This window comes from Chromobacterium sp. CCUG 30098 (assembly GCF_059916605.1).
In genome coordinates, this window is the sequence record NZ_JAUCGS010000007.1 from 56,458 (window position 1) to 75,343 (window position 18,886).

The window sequence follows — 18,886 nt, forward strand, 5'->3', positions numbered from 1 at the left end:
CATGGTCATAGCGTGATTTCCTCCGTGTCGGCGCCCGCGGCCGAATGTTGTTCCGTCACCAGCTTGCGCTCCAGTTGCGCCATCACCTGGTCGATCAGTTCGTCCAGCGAGGAGCCGTCGATCAGGTGCGAGATCGCGACGGACACCCCCAGCGCGCGCTCAAGCGCGTTGCGCAGTTCCGCGCCGGTCAGCGAGTCCACGCCCAGATCCAGCAGCGAAGTCTGACGCGGCAAGGCGGCCGAGCTGGACAGCACCGCGCGCAATTCCGCGTCCAGATAGTCGGCGACCCGCGCGCGGCGCTCGCCGGCGGGACGGCCGCGCAGTTGGTCGAAAGACAGGGTCCGCGCATTCGCCGCCGGCGCGCGGCCGACCAGGCCTTCGATCAGCGGCGGCAGATCGGGCTGCGCCGCGATCCGCGCAAGATCGATCGCGGCCACCACCAGATGCGGCTCGCCGGTGAACGCCCGTTCCAGCGCGGCGAAGGCCTCGCCCTCGCTCAGCGGGTTCAGGCCGCCAGCGCGAATCCGTTCCGCCGTCTTCGCGTCGGCCGCGCCCATGCCGGCCGCCCACGAGCCCCAGCCTATGGACAGCGCCGGCCGCGCGCGCAAGCGCCGCCGCTGCGCCAGCGCGTCGAGATAACCGTTGGCGGCGGCGTAGGCGGCCTGGCCGTGACGGCCGACCGCCGCGGAGATGGACGAATACAACAGGAAGAAGTCCAGCGGCTCGGCCTCGGTCAGCCGGTCCAGCAAGACCGCGCCGCCCACCTTGGCGCGCAGGGTCTCGGCGAAGGCCGCGGCGTCCAGCGCGTCCAGCGTCGCGTCGCGCACAATGCCCGCGCAGTGCGCGACGCCGCGTATCGGTCGGCCGGCCGCGGCGAGTGCCCCGCGCAAGGCGGCCTCGTCGGCGACGTCGGCGGCCGCCACGCGGACTTCGACGCCGTCGCCGCGCAGACGGGCGCAAGCGGCCTGCGCCGCCGCGCCGGCTTCGCCGCCGCGGCTGATCAACAGCAGATGGCGCGCGCCGCGCCCGACCAGCCAGCGCGCGGTGGCGAGGCCCAAGGCGCCGGTGCCGCCGGTCACCACATAGACGGCGTCGCCGTCCAGCGCGGGGAGCGCGCCGGCCGCGCCGGCGCGCCGCAGCCGCGGCGCCAGCACGGTGGCGCCGCGCACCGCCAATTGCTCCTCGGCGGCTTCATCGGCGAGCAAGGCCGCCAGCGCGTCGAAGGACGCCGGCGAACCGTCGATATCTATCGTGCCGCGCCAGCTCCGGCCCTGTTCCCGCCGCGCGACGCGCACCGCCGCGCTCAAGGCGGCGAGGACGGGATCGACCTCCTCCGCCGGCCCGGTGGCCGCCCCGCCGCGCGTGACAACCGTGATCGGCGCCGCCGACGGCGTCGCGGCGCGCTCTCGCGCCAGCGCGCTCAGCAAGGCGCCGCGGCGCGCGACGGCCGCCAGCGCGTCTTCGTCTCCGGCCGCGCGGTCGAAGGCGAGCACCAGGCCGGCGTCGCCCGCGCGGCGGATGGCGTCGATCTCGGCGGGCGCAATCGCGCAGCGCTCGCCGGCGGCTTCCAGCGCGCGCGCCACTTCCGCGCACAAGGCCGGATCGCCGGCGACGATGCGCTCGCCCGAGCGGCGCGCGCCGGCCGGAGCCGGCAGCGGCTGCCAGGCGATGCGGTACAGCGGCGACTCCGCCTGCGCCCGCCCTTCGTCCACCCAGTAAGGCTGGCGATCAAAAGCGTAGCTCGGCAGCCGCGCGACGCGGCGCCCGGCGCCGGCCGGCGTCGGCCAGTCGACCGGCAGGCCGGCCACATAGCGCCGCGCCAAGGCGTCCAGCCGCTCGGCCGGTTCGCGTCCCGCGTCCGCCGTCTCCGGCGACGCGTCGCGGCTGGGCGGCATCCCGCCGCACACGCCGCTGTGAACGGCGGCGTCCTCGCCGCGCGCGAAGCGGCTCAGCTCGCGCGCCATCTCTTCCGCGCTGGCGGCCGTCAGCGCGAGCCGATGCGGGAAATGCGAGCGCGCCGCCCGCGACGCGTGGCAGGCGGCCGCCCACGCCGCGGCGTCGAGCCCGGCCAGATGAGCGGCCAGCCGCGCCGCGTTGCCGCGCAGCGAGATGTCGGATTTCGCGGAAACGACCAGCAATTGCGCGCCTTCGTCCGCGCCGGCCGCCGTTTCGCCTGCGGCCGCGCGCGGCGGCGCGAGCAGCACCGCGTGCGCATTGGTGCCGCTGAAGCCGAAGGAGCTGACCCCGGCGACGCAGGGCGCGCCGCCGGCGTCTATGCGCTCCGCGCCGAGCGCGAGGCGCAGCGGCAGCGTGTCCCAGTCGATGCCGCGGTTGGGCGTGCGCACATGCAGGGTGGCGGGCACCACGCCATGGCGCACCGTCAGCGCCGCCTTGATCAGCCCGGCAATCCCCGCCGCGCCTTCCAGATGGCCGAAGTTGCTCTTGATCGAGCCCAGCAGCACGCGCTCCTCGCGGCCGCGGCCGGCAAACACGGAGGCCAGCGCCGCCGCCTCTATCGGGTCGCCCAGCGCGGTGCCGGTGCCGTGCGCCTCGATATAATTCACCTGCGACGCGTCGATGCGCGCGGCGCGCAAGGCCGCCCGCACCAGCTCGCGCTGCGCGTGCTCGTTAGGCACCGTCAGGCCCGCGCTGCGGCCGTCGTGATTGACCGCCGAGCCGGCGATCAGCGCGTCTATGGTGCGCCCGGCGGCTTCGGCGTCGGCGAGCCGCTGCAGCACCACCACGCCGCAGCCCTCGCCGCGCACGAAGCCGTCCGCGCCGTCGTCGAAGGAGCGGCAGCGGCCGCTGGGCGACAACATGTGCGCCCGGCATTCGGCGGCGGTGGACAGCGGCGACAGCACCACATTGACGCCGCCGACGATGGCGATGTCGCACTCGCCGGCGCGCAGCGCGTTGCACGCCAGGTGCACGGCGACCAGCGACGACGAGCACGCGGTGTCTATCGTCAGCGTCGGCCCGTGCAGACCGAGCGCGTGCGACACGCGGCCCGCCAGCACGCTGGGCGCGTTGCCCGAGGCGGTGTAGAGGTCGACCTCCTCCGCCCGGCGGAAACGGTGCGCGTAGTCCTGATGCATGACGCCGGCGAACACCCCGGTGGCCGAGCCCTTCAGTTCCGCCGCCGTCATGCCGGCGCGCTCCACCGCTTCCCAAGCCACTTCAAGCAGCATGCGCTGCTGCGGATCCAGCATCGCCGCCTCGCGCGCCGAAATGCCGAAGAAGCCGGCGTCGAAGGAGGCGATGTCGTCCAAAAAGCTGCCGGTGCGGCAGTAGATGCGGCCGCTCGCGTCCGGATCGGCGTCGAAGTAGCGCTCGACGTCCCAACGCTCGGCCGGCACCTCGCTCACGCCGTCCGCGCCGTCGAGCAGCCGCTGCCACAGCGCCTCCGGCGAGTCGACGCCGGCGAAACGGCAGCCCATGCCGACCACGGCGATGGGCGCGTGCCGGCGCTGTTCGGCGCCGTCCAGTTCGCGCTGCAGGCGTTCGATCTCGCGCAGCGCGTTCCGCATCAGCGCGGTCGTGTCGATCTGGCTCATCGCGCGTCCTTTCTATTCAGTTCCTTCAGTTTCGCGGACAGCATTTCCACGATCTCCTCCTGCGACATCGCGGCGTCCGCCGGCGCGTCGGGCTCGGCGGCGGGCGCGGCGGGCGTCGCCTCCGCCTCGGCCATGCCGAACACCGTCCGCGCCAGATGGTCCGCCAAGGCGGCTATGGTCGGATTCGAGAAAATCACCGTGGTCGGTATCGCGCGGCCGAAACGCTTTTCCAGCAGCACGCGCAGATCGGTGATCAGCAAGGAGTCCAGGTCGTAGTCGAACAGCGAGCGCTCGGGGTCCAGCGAGGCCAGCGGCGTGCCGGTCACCAGCGCGGCGTCCTCGGCCAGCAGTTGGAACAGACGATGCCGTCTTTCCTCCGCCGGCAGCGCCAGCAGCTCGCTGACCGAGGAGGTGGAGCCCGCGCCCGGCTGGGCGGTGGCGATGCCGGCGAAGCGGCTGGCCGGCACATGCGGCGGCCATTGCTCGATCAAGCGCCCCCAATCAATGGGCAGCAGCACGAGGTGGGCCGGCAGGTCCGCCCCCAGCGCGATCTCGAAAGTGGCGCGGCCGCATTCGGCCTCGATCTGGCCGATGCCCAGCTGCGCGAGCCGCCGCTTGGCGTTGGCGCTGGAGCGGGCCAGCATGCCCACGTCCTGCCACGGCCCCCAGGCGATGGACAGCGCGGGCAAGCCTTGCGCGCGGCGGCGCGCGGCCAGCGCGTCTAGGTAGGCGTTGGCCATCGCGTAGGTCGATTGCCCCGGCGCGCCGAAGGCGGCGGCGGCGGAGGAAAACAGTACGAAGTGTTCCAGCGGGTAAGCCAGGGTGCGCTCATGCAGCAGCCAGGCGCCGCGGGCCTTGCCGGCCAGGGTGGCGGCCAGCGACGCCGGCGTGACGTCGCCGACCAGGCAGTCCTCCACCACGCCCGCCAGATGGCAGACGCCGCGCAGCGGCGGCATGGTCGCGTCGATCTCGGCCAGCAGCGCGTCGACGTCCGCTTCCGCCGCCACGTCGGCCTGCCACACCTTCACCTCCACGCCGTCGCGGCGCAGCGCGGCCAGCGCCGCCTCGGCCGCGGCGGCGGCCGGCCGGCGGCCGGTCAGCACCAAGGCGCGCGCGCCCAGCGCGGCGAGCCAGCCCGCGACGCGCAAGCCGAGTTCGCCCAGCCCGCCCGTGATCAGCCAAGTGGCGTCCGCCGAGAGCGCGAGGTCCGCTCTGAGCGGCAGCGCGCGCTCGTCGAAGCGCGGCGCGGCGACCGCCTCGCCCTTGACCGCGACTTCGGTCTCGCGCTCGAAGTAATCCAGGCCGCGGCGGATCGCCCGCGCGTCGCCCGCGTGCAGCGCCAGCGTCTGCAGATGCGGCGTTTCCATCGCCACCGCGCGCGACAGCGCCTGCAGCGGCGCCGAGGCCGGCGCGTCCGGCGCCAGCGCCAAGGCGATGCGGCAAGGCCGCTCGCGTCGCGCGGCCGTGGCGAACAGTTCCAGCGCCCCGGCGTAAACCGCCGGCGCCGGCGCGTCGCCGCGCGCCTCCAGCCCGCGGCAATCGACGATCAGGCCCGCCTTGTCGAAGGGAATATCGTTCACCGCCGCCACCACGACGGCCTCCTTGCCTTCGTCGCGCAGCATCGCCGCCAGCCCGGCCGCCGCCTGCCCCGCGTCGCTCAGGATGGCGATGGTCGCCGGCAACTCGGCGGCCTCGCCGCCCGCCGCGTCGCGCCATTCCACCGCATAGCCCTCGCGCAGCGGTTCGACGCGCAGCAATTCATTGCGGGTCACCTCGCGCGACTCCAGGCCGGTCATTTCGAGCAGCACCTTGCCGGCGTCGAACAGGCTGGCCTGCCCCCGCTCGGCCGACGCGTGACAGCGCATCCCGGCGCCGGTCCGCCCGTGCAGCGCCAGCCGCGCGATACGCGTCGGCACAAAAGCCTTGCTGCCCTCGGGCCGCGCGGCGGCGGCCACCAGTTGCAGCACCGAATCCAGCACCCCGGGGTGCAGCAACCAGCCGGCGTCGTCGGCGTCGTCCCGCATATCGCAAGACGCGTCGCCGTCCCCGACCACGATGTCCGACAGACGCCGGAAGGTCGGTCCCATCACCACGCTGCGCGCGCGCAGCCAGCTATCCATCAGCTCGGTGGAGATCGCTTCTCCGCGCACCGGCTCCGCCGGCGCGGCGCCCGGCGCCTCGCCGGCGTCCACCCTGGCCGTCGCGTGGACGTCGGCGGACTCCAGCGTCAACACCGTGGCTTCGAAACCGTCGCCGTCGCGCACCAATTGCAGCTGGACCTTGCGCGCCGCGCCCGACGGAATCACCAGCGCGGCCGGGAAGCGCAGATCGCTCAGCACGCAGCCGTCCGATCCGGTGAGCGCGCGCGCGCCGTCGGCCATCATCACCGCGAGCGCCGCGCCGGACACCACCACCTTGTCGTAAATCACGTGATCCTGCAGGAAGGGCAAGACGGCCACGCTCCATTCGGCGTCGAAGAAAGTCGCGCCCAAGGCCGGCGCGTCGGTGCGCCGTCCAAGGAAGGGCATCGCGCCCGCCGCCAGGAAGCGCGGCGCGCGGTCTATCCAGTGACGCTGGCGCTGGAAGGGATAGGTCGGCAGCGCCACCCGGTTGCCGTCGCGGTAATGCTGGGACAGCTCCAGCGTCAGGCCCGCGGTCCACAGCCGCGCCAGCGCGTCCGGCGAGGCCGGATCGAGCGACACCATGCCGGCAGCGCCCGCGCCCAGCGCCGTGTCGCCGAAGTCCAGCACCCATTCCGCGCCGGCCGCTTCCAGCGCCTCGGCGGCGTCCGCCGCGCCTGGCGCCGTGCCCGCGCCGGCCAGTTCTTCGCGCACCGCTTCCGCGCTGTCCAGCGGCAGGCCCGAGGCCGCGCTGATCCACAATAGCGACGGCGCGACGGCGCGCTCTGCGCGGCGCTGCCGCGCATCCTCAAGACTCAGCGCGCCCGCCGCGAAGGCCGCGGCGAACACCCCGCTCCCCGTCGCGCACACGCTGGCCGGCACGACGCCGCTCGCCTGCCACAGCTGCACGCGGGTCAATACCGCGTCCAGATCCTCGGCGCCGCCGAAGGCGAAGCTCAGCTCCGGCGCGCGCGCCGGCACTTCCGCCGCGATCGTCTCCGCGCTCGGCTCGCCGGCGGCGAAGGCGCGCAGCGCGGCGATCAAGGCCTCGCGGGATTCGGCGCGGAACGCCGCGCGCTGCTCCCAATGCCGCCGCCCCAGCGCCGCCGTCAGGCAAACGTCTTCTATCCTCAGCTCGGGATGGCCGTCGAGAAAGTCCGCGTAGTCCGCGCACAACGCGGGCAAGACCTCGCCGCGCGCCGACAGCAGCAAGAGCGGCGCGACGTCCGGCGTGCGCGGCGCGCGCGGCGGCGCCGCTTCAAGGATCACGTGGGCGTTGGTGCCGCCGATGCCGAAGGAGCTGACCCCGGCGCGCCGCTGCGGCGCGTCCCAAGGCGCGGTTTCCGTCGGCAGGTAGAAGCCGGCGTCGCCGCGCAGCGCATCTATCGCGCGTTCCGCGCCGACGGCGGCCGGAATCCGCCCATGCTCCACCGCCAGCGCGGCCTTGATCAGCCCGCAAGCGCCCGCCGCCGCGTTCAGATGGCCGACGTTCGCCTTCAGCGTGCCCAGCGCGCAGCGCGCGTCGGCGTCGGAACGCTGGCCCAGGGCCGCGCCCAGCGCCGCCAGTTCCACCTCGTCGCCGATCGCCGTGCCGGTGCCGTGCGTCTCCACATAGCCTATCGACGCGCCGTCCACCTCGCTGAGCGCCAGCGCCTGGCGGATCACGTCCTGCTGCCCGCGCCCGCCGGGCGCGGTGAAGCCCACCTTGGCCGCGCCGTCGTTGTTGACCGCGCCGCCGCGAATCACCGCCATGATGGGGTCGCCGTCGGCCAGCGCGTCCTCCAGGCGGCGCAGCACCACCACGCCCGCGCCGTTGCCGAAGACGGTGCCGCTGCTGTCCGTGGTGAACGGACGGCAGGCGCCGTCCGCGGACAGAATGCTGCCCTCCTCGTACACATGGCCCTGCCGCTGCGGCAAGGCGACGCTGACGCCGCCCGCCACCGCGAAGTCGCACTGGAAGCTCAGCAGTCCCTGCATCGCCTGAACCACGGCGACAAGGGAAGTCGAGCACGCGGTCTGCAAGCTGATGGCCGGGCCGCCGAAATCGAGCCGGTAGGCGACCTGGGTGGCCAGATAGTCCTTGTCCACGCCCACCCATTGCTGCAGATAGCGGTTGGGCGACGCGCGATCCAGCCGGTCGCGCACGTGGTCGACGAGATAATCGACGCTGGCCGAGCCGGCCCAGACGCCGACGCGCGCGCCGCGCGCCGCGCCGTGACCGGCGCGCTCCAGCGCCTCGTGCACGCATTCAAGGAAAATCCGCTGCTGCGGGTCCATCGCCGCCGCCTGCGACGGCGGAATGCCGAAATAGGCCGCGTCGAATTGATCGACGCCGTCCAGCGGACCGCCGGCGCCGACGAAGCCGGGCTGGGCCAGCACCGTTTCCGGCACGCCCTCGCGGCGCGCCGCGTCCGCGCCGAAGCGTTCGATCGCGACCCGGCCGTCGGCTATCATCGACCAGAACTGTTCCAGGGTGCTGACGCCGGGCAGGCGGCAGCTCGCGCCGATGATCGCTACGGCGTCTACGGGTGTTGCATCAGTCATTACAAAGCCTCCTTGCGTGCGCGTACGCGCTGTCGATAGGCGCGCGCGCCGTCGACGTCCATCATTGGGGAAAGGTCCGCCTCGCCCGTATCGGCGCGCTCGGCGAGCGCCCGTATCGTGGCCAGCGAAAAGAAATCGACCAGCGGGGGCACCGCGACGCCGCGCGACGCCAGCAGCGCGCGCAGCCTCACGATGTGCATCGAGGTGGCGCCCGCGTCGAAGAAGCCCTGCCGCGGGTCTATCTCGACGCCGACCACCTCGGCGAAGGCGGCCAGCATCGTGGCCTCCAGCGAAGCGTCGCGCCGCGCCGCCGCGGCCGGCGTCGCCGGCGCGGGAGCCGGGGCCGCCAGCTCGGCGAGACGCGCGCGGTCCACCTTGCCGTTCGCCGTCAGCGGCAAGGCGTCCAGCACCATCACGTGATGCGGCTGCATATAGGCGGGCAGATGCAGCACCAGTTGGGTGCGCACGGCCGCGACCACGTCGCCTTGATGATCCGGCAGCGCCACCACGTGCAGCTGGATCACCGTCGCGTCCTTGCGCCGGGCCACCGAGGCCACGGCGCGCGCCAGGCAGCCGGCGCGCATCGCGGCCGCCTCGATCTCGCCCAGCTCGATCCGATAGCCCTGCACCTTGACCTGCCCGTCCATCCGTCCCAGCAGTTCAAGCTCGCCGTCCGGCTGCCAGCGCGCGAGATCGCCGGTGCGGTAGAGTCGCCGGCCCTCGGCGTCGATGAAGAAGCGGCGCTCGGTTTCCGCCTCGTTGCCCAGATAGGCGAGCGCGAGGCCGCGGCCGCCCAGCAGCAACTCACCCACCACGCCGTCCGGCCGCTCCCGGCCGTCGGGCGCGCGCACGAAGCATTGCTGGTTGGACAGCGGCCGGCCGTAGGGAATCGACGCCAGCACGGCGTCCTCGGGCGCGATCGGATGCACCACCGACCAGATCGACACCTCGGTCGCCCCGCCCAGGCTGATCGGCCGCAGCGCCGGAAACGCGTCGCGCAGCCGCCCGGCCAGGCCGGGCGCGATCCAGTCGCCGCTCATCAGCGCCAGGCGCAGATGCGGCGAACGCGGCGCGGACACTTCCAGCATCAGTTCCAGCACCGCCGGCACGGAATTCCAGATGGTGACCCCGCCGTCGCAGAGCGCCTGGGCCATCGCGTCCGGATCGCGCGAGCGGGCCGGGAACACCACCTCGCCGCCGACCGCGAGCAGGCCGAAAATGTCGTAGACCGACAAATCAAAGGCCAGCGAGGACACGCACAGCGCGCGATCGGCCGGGCCGACCGCGAAGCGTTGGTTGATGTCGTCTATGGTGTTCGCCGCGGCCTCGTGCGCGATCAGCACGCCCTTCGGCCGCCCGGTGGAACCCGAGGTGAAGATCACATAGGCCGCGTCGCCGGTCTCGAGGTCCGCGGCCGGACCCGCGTCGCCGCGCGGCAGCGGCTGGTCCAGACGCAGCGCGGGCACCGGCAGCGCCGGGCCTGCCGCGCTCAGCAGCGCGAGACGGGCGCCGGCCTCGCCGAGCAGTTCTTCTATGCGCGCGGCCGGCCAAGACGGCTCTATCGGCAGATAGACCGCGCCCGCCATCACAATGCCCAGCAGCGCCGCCACCGCGCGCGGCCCCGGCGCGACAATGGCCGCCACCACCTCGCCGCGCGCCACGCCGCTTTGCCGCAGCGCGCCGGCGATGTCTTCCGCCTCGCGCAGCAGCGCGCCGTAGCTCAGCGTCGTCCCGCCCTGCCTGACCGCCACCGCCTCCGGCGCGATCCGCGCCTGCCGGACGATGGGGGTTTCCAGCCTGCGCGGCGCGCGCTCCGCCGCGGTGGCGTTGACCGCCGCGCGCCGCGCCGCCTGCTGCGGCGCGAGCCGGGCCAGCGTCGGCCGCTCCACGGCCGCGGCGTCCGTCGCCATCGTTTCCAGCGCGCCGAGGAAGACCTCGAACATCGCGTCCACCATGCCGTCGGGGAACAGCTGCGCGACGGACTCCCACATCAGCACCAGCCTGTCGCCGCGCCGGCCCAGGACGGCGTGCAGCGACACCTGGGGCGTGGGATTGGCCATGTCGACCACGCGGCCGACGCCGTCCAGCAGGGCCAGATCGTCCGCCGGGTCGCCGGACAGCAGGCTGGTCAGCACCACCGGCATCAGCACGGGCGCGCCGTTGCGCCGGCTCAGCTCGCGCAGGATAGACACGCCGGAGCACCAGGGCGCGTCCAGATCGGCCCACACTTGCCGCTGCACCGCTTGGGCGAAGGCGGCGAACGAGGGGTGATGCTCGCTCAGCGACAGCAAGGTGTTGCTGGTGTAATCGCCTATCGCCAGCCCCGCCTGCTCCGCCCGCGTGTTGCAAGTCACGTTGAGCGTGAAGGCGTGCGCCGCCGTCCACAGCCGCAGCGTGTCGGCGAAGGCGGCGATGCACAGCGAAGTCAGCGTGACCCCGAGCGCCTGCGCCCGCGCCGTCAGCGCCGCGGACAAGGCGGCGGGCAGCTCCCGGCGGCGGTTGGCGAAGCGCGGCTCGGCCACCTCGGCCAGCGCCATCTTCATCGGCAACTCCGGCGCCGGCGCGATGGCTTCGACCCGGCGCAGCCAGGCCTCGCGCTGCGCCTCGGTCGCCGCCGGCGGCGTCATCGGCGTGATGCATTGCGCGGGGGCCTCCTCGGCCGCGTCGCGCGCCAGCTCGGCCATCAGTTGCAGGAAGCTGCGCAGATCGCCGGCCAGCAGGCTGAGCCGCAGGTGCAGGATAGCCGCGCTCTCGGTCAGACGGGAGACGACGGCGAGCACGGGCGGGCCGTCGCGCTCGGCCAGGCTCTCGCGCGTCGCCTCCAGCCGTTCCGCCGCCTCCGCCGCGTCCAGCCCGCGCAAATCCTGCGGCGGCAGCAAGGGGTCGTAGGCCAGCGCGTCGAACGCGCCGCGCCCGTCCGCGCCCACCGTCATCCGCAAGGACGGGTGGCGGGCGACCAGCCGCGCGAGGCGCCGGCCCAGTTCCGGCGCGCGCGCGGCGTCTATCTCGAAATCCACGCGGATGTGCGGGGACACGCTGCCCAGCGGCACCCCGCCCTGCTGGCCTATCCAGTAAGCCTGCTGCATCTCGGACAGTTCGAACGCCTCCCCCGCCGCATAGCGGCGAGCCGCGGCCGGCGCCGCGGCGTCCAGGCGCGGGGCGTCGACGATTTCGCGCCGCAGTTGCCGGGCGGAGAGCGCGAACAGCGCCGCGAACGACAATTCCACGCCATGACGCGCGCGCGCGGCGGCGGCAAGCCGCGCGGCCGACAGCGAATCCAGCCCCAGATCGATCAGCCTGGCGTCGGGCGACGCGGCCGCGCCGGGCACGAAGCGCGCGATCTCGGCCAGAATCGCGTCGTCGGCCGCCTCGGCCGCGTCGTCGGCGACGATGCGCAGTTCGCCGCGCAGCAGCGCGTCGCGGGTGGCGCCGCGCCGGGTCTTGCCGCTGGAGGTGCGCAGGATGCTGCCGCGCCACAGCAGCGCGATGCGCGCCGGCGCCACGCCGTGCTCCCGCGCCAGCGCCGCGCGAATCACCGGCAGGATGTCACGGGCCTCCGCCTCCCCGCAGCCGCCGCGCACCTCGGCGCCGATCAGAATCCCTTCTCCGTCCTCGCCGTCGACGGCGGCGGCGAAGGCGCGCCCCTTCCGAATCGACGGATGGCAGGCCGATACGGTGTCTTCCAGATCGTGGCTGTAGACATTCCGGCCGCCGACGATGATCAAATCCTTCAAGCGGCTGGTGACGAACAGATCGCCCTCGTGCAGAAAGCCCAGATCGCCGGTTCTCAGCCATGCGCTGTCGCCGTCGGCCAGCCGCGCGCCGAAGATCTCGCGCGACTCCTCCGGGCGGCGCCAATAACTGTCGGCGACCGTGCTCCCGGTCACCCATATTTCGCCGACGGCGTCCGGCGCGCACGGCGCGCGCGTGTCCGGGTCCACGATGCGGACGCGCGTATCGATCAGGCTGACGCCGCAGGCCGCCAATTCGACGCCGTCCGTCTGCGGCGACACGCGGCCGCGCGCCAGCGCCTCCCGCGCGAAGCGCACGCCGCGCGTGCCCTCGCCGCAACGGCCGGCGGTCACCTTCAAGGTCGCCTCGGCCAGGCCGTAGCCCGGCACCACCACCGAAGAACGCAGCCCAAACGGCGCGAAGGCCGCCTCGAAGCGGCGCACCGTGTCGCAGCGCACCGGCTCCGCGCCGTTCAGCGCATAACGCAAGGACGACAAATCGGTGCCCGGCGCGAGATCGCCCGCGCGGTCCGCGCACAAGGCGTAGGCGAAATTCGGCGCGGCGGTGTGGGTGCCGCGCCGCGCGGCTATCGCGCGCAGCCAGGACATGGGCTGGGCGACGAATTTCTCCGGCGCCATCAGATAGGCGGGAAAGCCGCATTGCAAGGGGGTGAGAATGCCGTACACCAGGCCCATGTCGTGGAAGTACGGCAGCCAGCTGATCATCGCGCTGTCCGCGTCGTGCATCGCGCCGCGGTCAAGATCGTCTATCGTCGCCCACAGCCCGGTTTGCGTGACCACCACGCCCTGCGGCGTACGCGTCGAACCCGAGGTGTACTGCAGCAGCGCCGGACTGGCGTCCTTCGCCGCCCGCAAAAAGGGCGCGGCGCGCTCGGCCTCGTCGGTGCGCATCCAGCGCAGGCCCGGCAAGGCGTCCCGCGCCTCCGCGCTCAGCGCGATGGCGGCGCCGCAGTCCTGGGCGATCGCCGCCATCGTGTCGCGGCCGTGACGCGGCGCCACCGGCACCGGGATCACGCCGGCCAGGCAGCAGCCGAAGAAGGCCGGAAGGAAATCGAGCGGCTCCTGATAGACCAGCATCACGCGCTCGCCGGCCTCGGTCGCTTGCGCCAGGCGCGCGGCGATGCCGGACGCGCGTTCGCACAGCGCCGCATAGCTTAGCGCGAGCGCTTTCTCCGGATCGGCCGACGCGTAGGCGAGACGCTCGGGACTCGCCTCCGCCCGCCACAGCAACTGCCGGGCGATGCTAGGCGCTTCGCTATGCGAAAAAGCTTGATGAGGGCCGAACTTGTCGGCGGCGGGCGTCCGCCGAGATGCGACATCGGATGAGGAATACATTGCATGACCTCCATGTATCGACAACTGCTCCGGGTATGCCGGGCGCGCGCCCATCGAATCCACCCATATGACATGGCTCGAGTCGTCGCGTCGCCCTAATCGGGCCGGCTTGCGCCGTCGCCCTGTCACGCGCTCAGCCGCGACGGAATGCCGCGACGATCGCGAGAACCTTAAATACAGGCCGGGCCGTAGCCCGCCCCATTCAAGAAGCAGCCATGCTGTTTTTGATATATTCCGCCCTATCGAAACCGTTTCTTCGACAGGTTGGCGAGGATCATCCCTTCGTTTTCACGTAAGGATGCGTGACGCGTGCGCGGCGGTTTGCCTAAGCAGCGTTTGAATCAAGAGAATAGAATTGCCAATGTGTCTCATGCGCCGTAATCGGACTTTCTTTTGAGATGATTCGATATCATTTCAGCGATCAAACCATTGCGAATCAGCATTGCTTTACGCTTTGCATTCCTATTTCCCCGTGTCGTCCAAAACCAGGAAAACGCAATGAATATTGACGCTCAAATTGTTTTCGTATAGATTTATTTGATCGCGTTAATTCTAAAAATCCCGCACGGGAAGAATTAAGCGTCAGCACTATACTGAAAGACCTCTAGGAAAAGCATCCCCCGAACTGCCAGTTACAACTTCAGCCGATTTACGGCTTATATTTTTTGAAACACGAATTTTCGCGGCAATATCAAAGATTTAAGCGCCGCGAACTGGCCTATAAAAAGAGCGCCGAGGCCGATCAATTAAATTTCAATCGACCTGACAATTACGGCATAAACAACAGGCAATTGTTCAATTAATTGATCCAATACCGGAAAATCTTTTATTAAAGAAAATAAATATAAGGATGACGTTCGGTAACGAAACATCCGGCGCAGGTAGCATTGTCATAATGTTCGGACATCAACCAATGCTTATGACATATTAAATTTTCTTAATAATGCGATCTGGGCGGACAGACGGAAGGATAGAGGGGGAAAGCGAACCGGGGCCGGATGGCGGGAAGAGAGTGTGAAGCGCCGCCTCAAGGACGAGGCGGCGCGGTTCCGCTTAAGGCGCGGACTGCGCGGAGACCTGGAGCGGCGGCTTACTCCGCGGCGGCGGTATCCCGCAGCAAGGCCGCCAGTCTGGCGATGCCGATCTCGATCCGCTCCGGCGAGGCATGGCTGAAATTCAGGCGCAGATAGCCCAGGTTCTGTTCCGGCTCGGGGAAGAAGGCCTCGCCCGGCATGAAGGCGACGTTCTGCTTCAAGGCCAGCGGCAGCAAGGCGCGGGTATCTCTCGCCCGCTTCAGCTTGAGCCAGAAAAACAGCCCGCCCCGCGGCAACTGCCAATCGGCCAGATCGCCGAAATGCCGCTGCAGCGAGTCCTGCATCGCGTCGCGGCCGGCGCGATACACCTCGCGCAAGTCCAACATCCGTTGCTCATGGCCGGGGTCGCTCAGCTGGCGGGCGATGAACCACTGCGCCGGGCGGTTGGTGTGCAGATCGGTCGCCTGCTTCAGCCGCATCAGATAGGGATACAGCTCCGGCGAGGCGATCAGGAAGCCGACGCGCAGCCCAGGCGCCAGGGTTTTGGAAAAGGAGCCGGAGTAAATCCACGGCGCGCGCTTCAAATGGCTGACCAGCGGCGCCGGCGCTTCGCCGTCGTAGCTGAGCGCGCGATAAGGATCGTCCTCGATCAAGGGCACGCCGGCGGCGTCGATGACAGCCGCCAGCGCCTGCCGGTCTTCGGCGCTGTAACAGCTGCCCGCCGGATTTTGAAAGCTGGGAATCAGATAAGAGCAGCGCGCCTGAGACTCGCTCAAGGCGGCGGCCAGCGCCTGCGGCTCCAGCCTGCCTTCCCGTTGCGCCACTGCGTGAACGCGGGCGCCGAACAACTTGAAAGCCTGCAAGGCCGCCAGATAGGTCGGCCCTTCGGTCACCACCGGCGTGCCGGGATCGATGAACAGCTTGGCGCATAAATCGATGCTCTGCTGCGAGCCGGACAGCACCAACACCTGCTCCGCCTCGCAAGCGATGCCCATGCGCCGCGCCTGCTCCGCGATCAAGCCGCGCAATTCCGGCTCGCCTTCGCTGGCGCCGTATTGCGCCAGGCCCGCCGGCATATCGGTGAAATCGAGCTGCGGCAAGCATTGGCCGGCCGGCAGGCCGCCGGCGAAGGAAATCATCTGCGGCTGTTGCGCCGCCGCCAGGATTTCCCGGATCAGCGATCCGCTGAGCCGTTCGATGCGCTCAGAAAACATGGTACTCTGCATAAGCTTGTCCGCAACTTTCTTACTAATGTCAATAATATTGACTCAATCTACCGACCACAGCAGGTTCCGTCAACATGGCTGACCTATCTCCGTCCGACGACATGCGCGCCGCCATGGAAGCCTTCTTCCATGCCTACAAGGCTTTCACCGATAAACCGGATGAAATGCTGGCCAAACGCGGCCTGGCGCGCGTGCACCACCGCATCCTGTTCTTCGTCGCCCGCTACCCCGGCCTGTCGGTCAAGGACCTGCTGGCCGCGCTGGGCGTGACCAAGCAGGCCATCAATATGCCGCTGCGCCAACTGCTGGAAATGGCGCTGGTGCAAAGCGTGGCCGCACAGCACGACAAACGGGTCAAACAGCTGACGCTGACTTCGGAGGGACGCAAGCTGGAGGAAGCCCTGCACCGCGAGCAGCTGAAACTGCTGCAGACGGCGTTTGAGCAGACGGGAAAGCCGGCCACCGCCGGCTGGATGCAGATCAACCGCAGCCTGGCCTCGCACTCGCGCCCCGACGACGCGCCCTCGCGCGGCAAAGCTTGACCCTGTAGCCGCTTCATGGTTTGCAATGCGCTGGCGAGGCTCGTCCATCGCATTTTCCCGACCTACCGCGCCAGTCCGGCGCGCCGAGGAGCACGCCATGAATTGTCCCAGTTGCCAAGTCACCCTGCTGATGGGCGAACGTTTGTCCGTCGCCATCGATTACTGTCCGCAATGCCGCGGCGTCTGGCTGGCGCCCGGCCAGCTGGAGCGCCTGCTGCAAACCCAGGCTCCAGCGGCCCCCGCCGCCGCTTACGCGCCGTCCGCGCACGGTCGCGGCCATGACGACGAACACCGTCGGGACAGCCGCCACGGAGGCCATCACGGCGGCAAGCATGGCTGGCTGCGCAAGCTGCTGGACTGATCCGTCCCCGGATACAAAAACGGCCCGGACTCATGTCCGGGCCGTCTTGCCCTGCTCTTGCTCGAAGATTCAGTCTATGCGTTCGTAACGCACTTCCAGCACCTCGATGTCTTCGTCGCCGTCCGGCCCGCGAAACAGCACTGAATCGCCCTCGCGCGCCTTCAACAGCGTCCGCGCGATAGGCGAGATCCAGCTGATGCGGCCGCGCGCCAGATCAATCTCGTCCACGCCGACGATGCGCAGCAATTGCTCGCTGCCGTCGCCGCGCTCTATCAACACGGTGGCGGAGAAGAACACCTGATCGGTCGCTTCCCGGGTTTCCGGGTCCACCACCTCGGCGATTTCCAAGCGCTTGGTCAGAAAACGGATGCGGCGGTCGATCTCGCGCAAGCGGCGCTTGCCGTACAGATAGTCGCCGTTCTCGGAGCGGTCGCCGTTGCTGGCCGCCCAGTTCACGACCTGCACCATTTCCGGCCGCTCGCGGTTGACCAGATGATAAAGCTCGTCCTTCAGCCGCTGCCAGCCGCCGGGCGTGATGTAGTTCTTGGTGGAAGCGGGCAGACGCCGCTCAACCGGAAGATCCTCTTCCGCCTCGTCGTTTTCCCTGGTAAACGCTTTGCTCATCTTCGTCCATCCATCCATGAAAAACGCCAGCCTCAACGGCCGGCGGCGGGTTCCAACAAGGCCAGGCAATGCGGCAGCAGCCCCTTGGGCTTCAGCTTGATCCGCTGCAACTGCTCGCGATCCAGCCATTCCAGCGCGTAATGATTGTCCGGCCCCATCTTGGCCAGCTCCGGCCCGCCCAACCTGAGTTCACCGGCGTGGCTGGCCGCCAGGAACACGTGTTCGACCCTGTCCTTGGCGTCCAGCACGCACAGGCTGCCGCCCAGACGGACGTTGAGCCCGGTTTCCTCGCGCGTCTCGCGCACGCAGGCGATGGCCGCCGTCTCGCGCCGCTTGATGCCGCCGCCCGGCAACACATAATAGTCCTTGCCGGGTTTGAGGCGATGCATCAGCAGGATGCGCCCGCCGTCGACGATGGCGATGGAAGCGCGCTCGCGTTTGCCGCTCGCAAGCGGAGCCGGCGCGGAGACCGGCGCCTCGCCGCGCAAGCGCGTCCAGGCGCGGGCGGCCAGGCCCCACAATAGGGCGCGCACGCTCAGCGGTGCGCCTTGGCCGAAGCCTTCTTGACCGGAGGCGCCTTCTTGCCGCCGGTGACGGTCAGATTGGACCACTTCATCACCGCGGCCACTTCAGCGGAGTTCAGTTCGTAGAACTGACCGCGCTTCAAGCGCGGAGGCAGGCCGATATTGCCGAAGCGCACGCGGATCAGCCGGCTGACGGTCAGACCGAAGTGCTCGAACATGCGGCGCACTTCGCGGTTGCGGCCTTCCTTGATCACCACGTTGAACCATTGATTGGCCGCCTCTTCCGGGCCGCCTTTCTGGAAGATGCGGTCAAAGCGCGCGTCGCCGTCTTCCAGCTCCACGCCGGCCACCATCTGCTTCATGATTTCCGGCGTCAGCTCGCCCAGCACCCGCACCGAGTACTCGCGCTCCACTTCGAAGCTGGGGTGCATCATGCGGTTGGCCAGTTCGCCGCTGGTGGTGATCAGCAGCAGGCCCGAGGTATTGACGTCCAGGCGGCCTATCGCCACCCAGCGGCTGGATTTGGCCTGCGGCAGGCGATCGAACACGGTGACGCGGCCTTCCGGATCGTCGCGGCTGACGATTTCGCCTTCTTCCTTGTGATACATGATCACCCGCGGCAGGCGGTCCGGCCATTTCAGCTTGATCTGGTCGCCTTTGACCATCACGCGGTCGCGCGGGCCGACGCGGTCGCCCAGACTGGCTTTCTTGCCGTTGACCGTGACCTGGCCGGCCTCGATCCACTCTTCCATTTCACGGCGCGAGCCGACGCCGGACGCCGCCAGCGCTTTTTGCAGCCGCACCGGCTCGATGTCGTCCAGGTCCACGCGGACTTCGCGCAGGCGCTTGGCCTTGTCCTTGATGTCCTGATTGGGGCTGCGCAAGCGCAGCTTCTTGGCCTTCTGCACCAATTGCGGCCTGCCGCCCTCCGGCTTGCCCTGACGCGGCTGAGCGCCGCCCTTGCCCGCGGCCGGCTGACCCGCCGGCGCGGCGGCGTTCTTGTTGCCGAAGCGGCGTTCGTGATCCAGGGCCACGTTGCCGTTGACGTCGCCGTTGCTGTCGCGCTGGTAGGTCGGCTTGTTGCGGCCTTGCGCCTGCTGCATCTGCTGCTGTTCCTGCTCGCGGCGGCTCAGCTTGAACAGCGGCGTGCCTTCGTGCATCAGCGGGTTGCCGTAGGCGTCGCGCGCGGCGCGGCCGTTCTGCGGCGCGCGGCCCTTGCCGCCGTTGGCGCGGGCTTGGCCTTGCCGGGCGTTGGCCTCGGCCGGCTGGC

At 70.2% G+C, this 18,886-nt stretch carries 9 protein-coding genes; 2 read left to right on the forward strand and 7 right to left on the reverse strand.

The window, feature by feature from the left end; genetic code table 11:
• Positions 1-5 precede the first annotated feature (5 nt).
• The 4 genes from QUG03_RS16150 to QUG03_RS16165 all read right to left on the reverse strand — a co-directional run bounded on the left by QUG03_RS16150 (position 6) and on the right by QUG03_RS16165 (position 15,553).
• Positions 6-3,554 (reverse strand): type I polyketide synthase, encoded by a 3,549-nt coding sequence (locus QUG03_RS16150; protein ID WP_500820398.1) that lies wholly within the window; start codon positions 3,552-3,554, stop codon positions 6-8.
• Positions 3,551-8,218, reverse strand: a complete 4,668-nt coding sequence (locus tag QUG03_RS16155; protein WP_500820399.1) for an SDR family NAD(P)-dependent oxidoreductase — start codon at positions 8,216-8,218, stop codon at positions 3,551-3,553. Before QUG03_RS16155 ends, QUG03_RS16150 begins: the two co-directional genes overlap by 4 nt.
• Entirely contained in the window at positions 8,218-13,305 is a 5,088-nt protein-coding gene (locus QUG03_RS16160; protein ID WP_500820400.1) for an acyl carrier protein, read from the reverse strand. The genes QUG03_RS16155 and QUG03_RS16160 overlap by 1 nt, the downstream gene beginning before the upstream one ends.
• A 1,090-nt stretch (positions 13,306-14,395) precedes the next feature.
• Positions 14,396-15,553: an aminotransferase-like domain-containing protein gene (locus QUG03_RS16165; RefSeq protein ID WP_500820401.1), complete on the reverse strand. Its 1,158-nt coding sequence runs from the start codon at positions 15,551-15,553 to the stop codon at positions 14,396-14,398.
• Positions 15,554-15,639: 86 nt separating this feature from the next.
• Here QUG03_RS16165 and QUG03_RS16170 point away from each other — a divergent pair, with 86 nt between their 5' ends.
• On the forward strand, positions 15,640-16,107 hold the full coding sequence (locus tag QUG03_RS16170; RefSeq protein ID WP_199225819.1) for a MarR family winged helix-turn-helix transcriptional regulator: 468 nt from the start codon (positions 15,640-15,642) through the stop codon (positions 16,105-16,107).
• A gap of 97 nt (positions 16,108-16,204) precedes the next feature.
• Positions 16,205-16,468, forward strand: coding sequence for a TFIIB-type zinc ribbon-containing protein (locus QUG03_RS16175; protein ID WP_107798532.1), 264 nt, complete (start codon positions 16,205-16,207; stop codon positions 16,466-16,468).
• Between the two features lie 69 nt (positions 16,469-16,537).
• Here QUG03_RS16175 and greB read toward each other — a convergent pair whose 3' ends face one another.
• Genes greB through QUG03_RS16190 form a run of 3 tightly spaced genes read right to left on the reverse strand, consistent with a single transcriptional unit; the run spans position 16,538 to position 18,719 of the window.
• Positions 16,538-17,092: a transcription elongation factor GreB gene (gene greB / locus QUG03_RS16180; protein ID WP_107798531.1), complete on the reverse strand. Its 555-nt coding sequence runs from the start codon at positions 17,090-17,092 to the stop codon at positions 16,538-16,540.
• Positions 17,093-17,124: 32 nt separating this feature from the next.
• Positions 17,125-17,625 carry an NUDIX domain-containing protein gene (locus QUG03_RS16185; protein ID WP_158274240.1) on the reverse strand — a complete coding sequence of 167 codons (501 nt, stop codon included), beginning with the start codon at positions 17,623-17,625 and terminating at the stop codon, positions 17,125-17,127.
• A 2-nt stretch (positions 17,626-17,627) separates the two neighbouring features.
• Positions 17,628-18,719, reverse strand: coding sequence for a pseudouridine synthase (locus tag QUG03_RS16190; protein ID WP_371926296.1), 1,092 nt, complete (start codon positions 18,717-18,719; stop codon positions 17,628-17,630).
• Positions 18,720-18,886 lie beyond the last annotated feature (167 nt).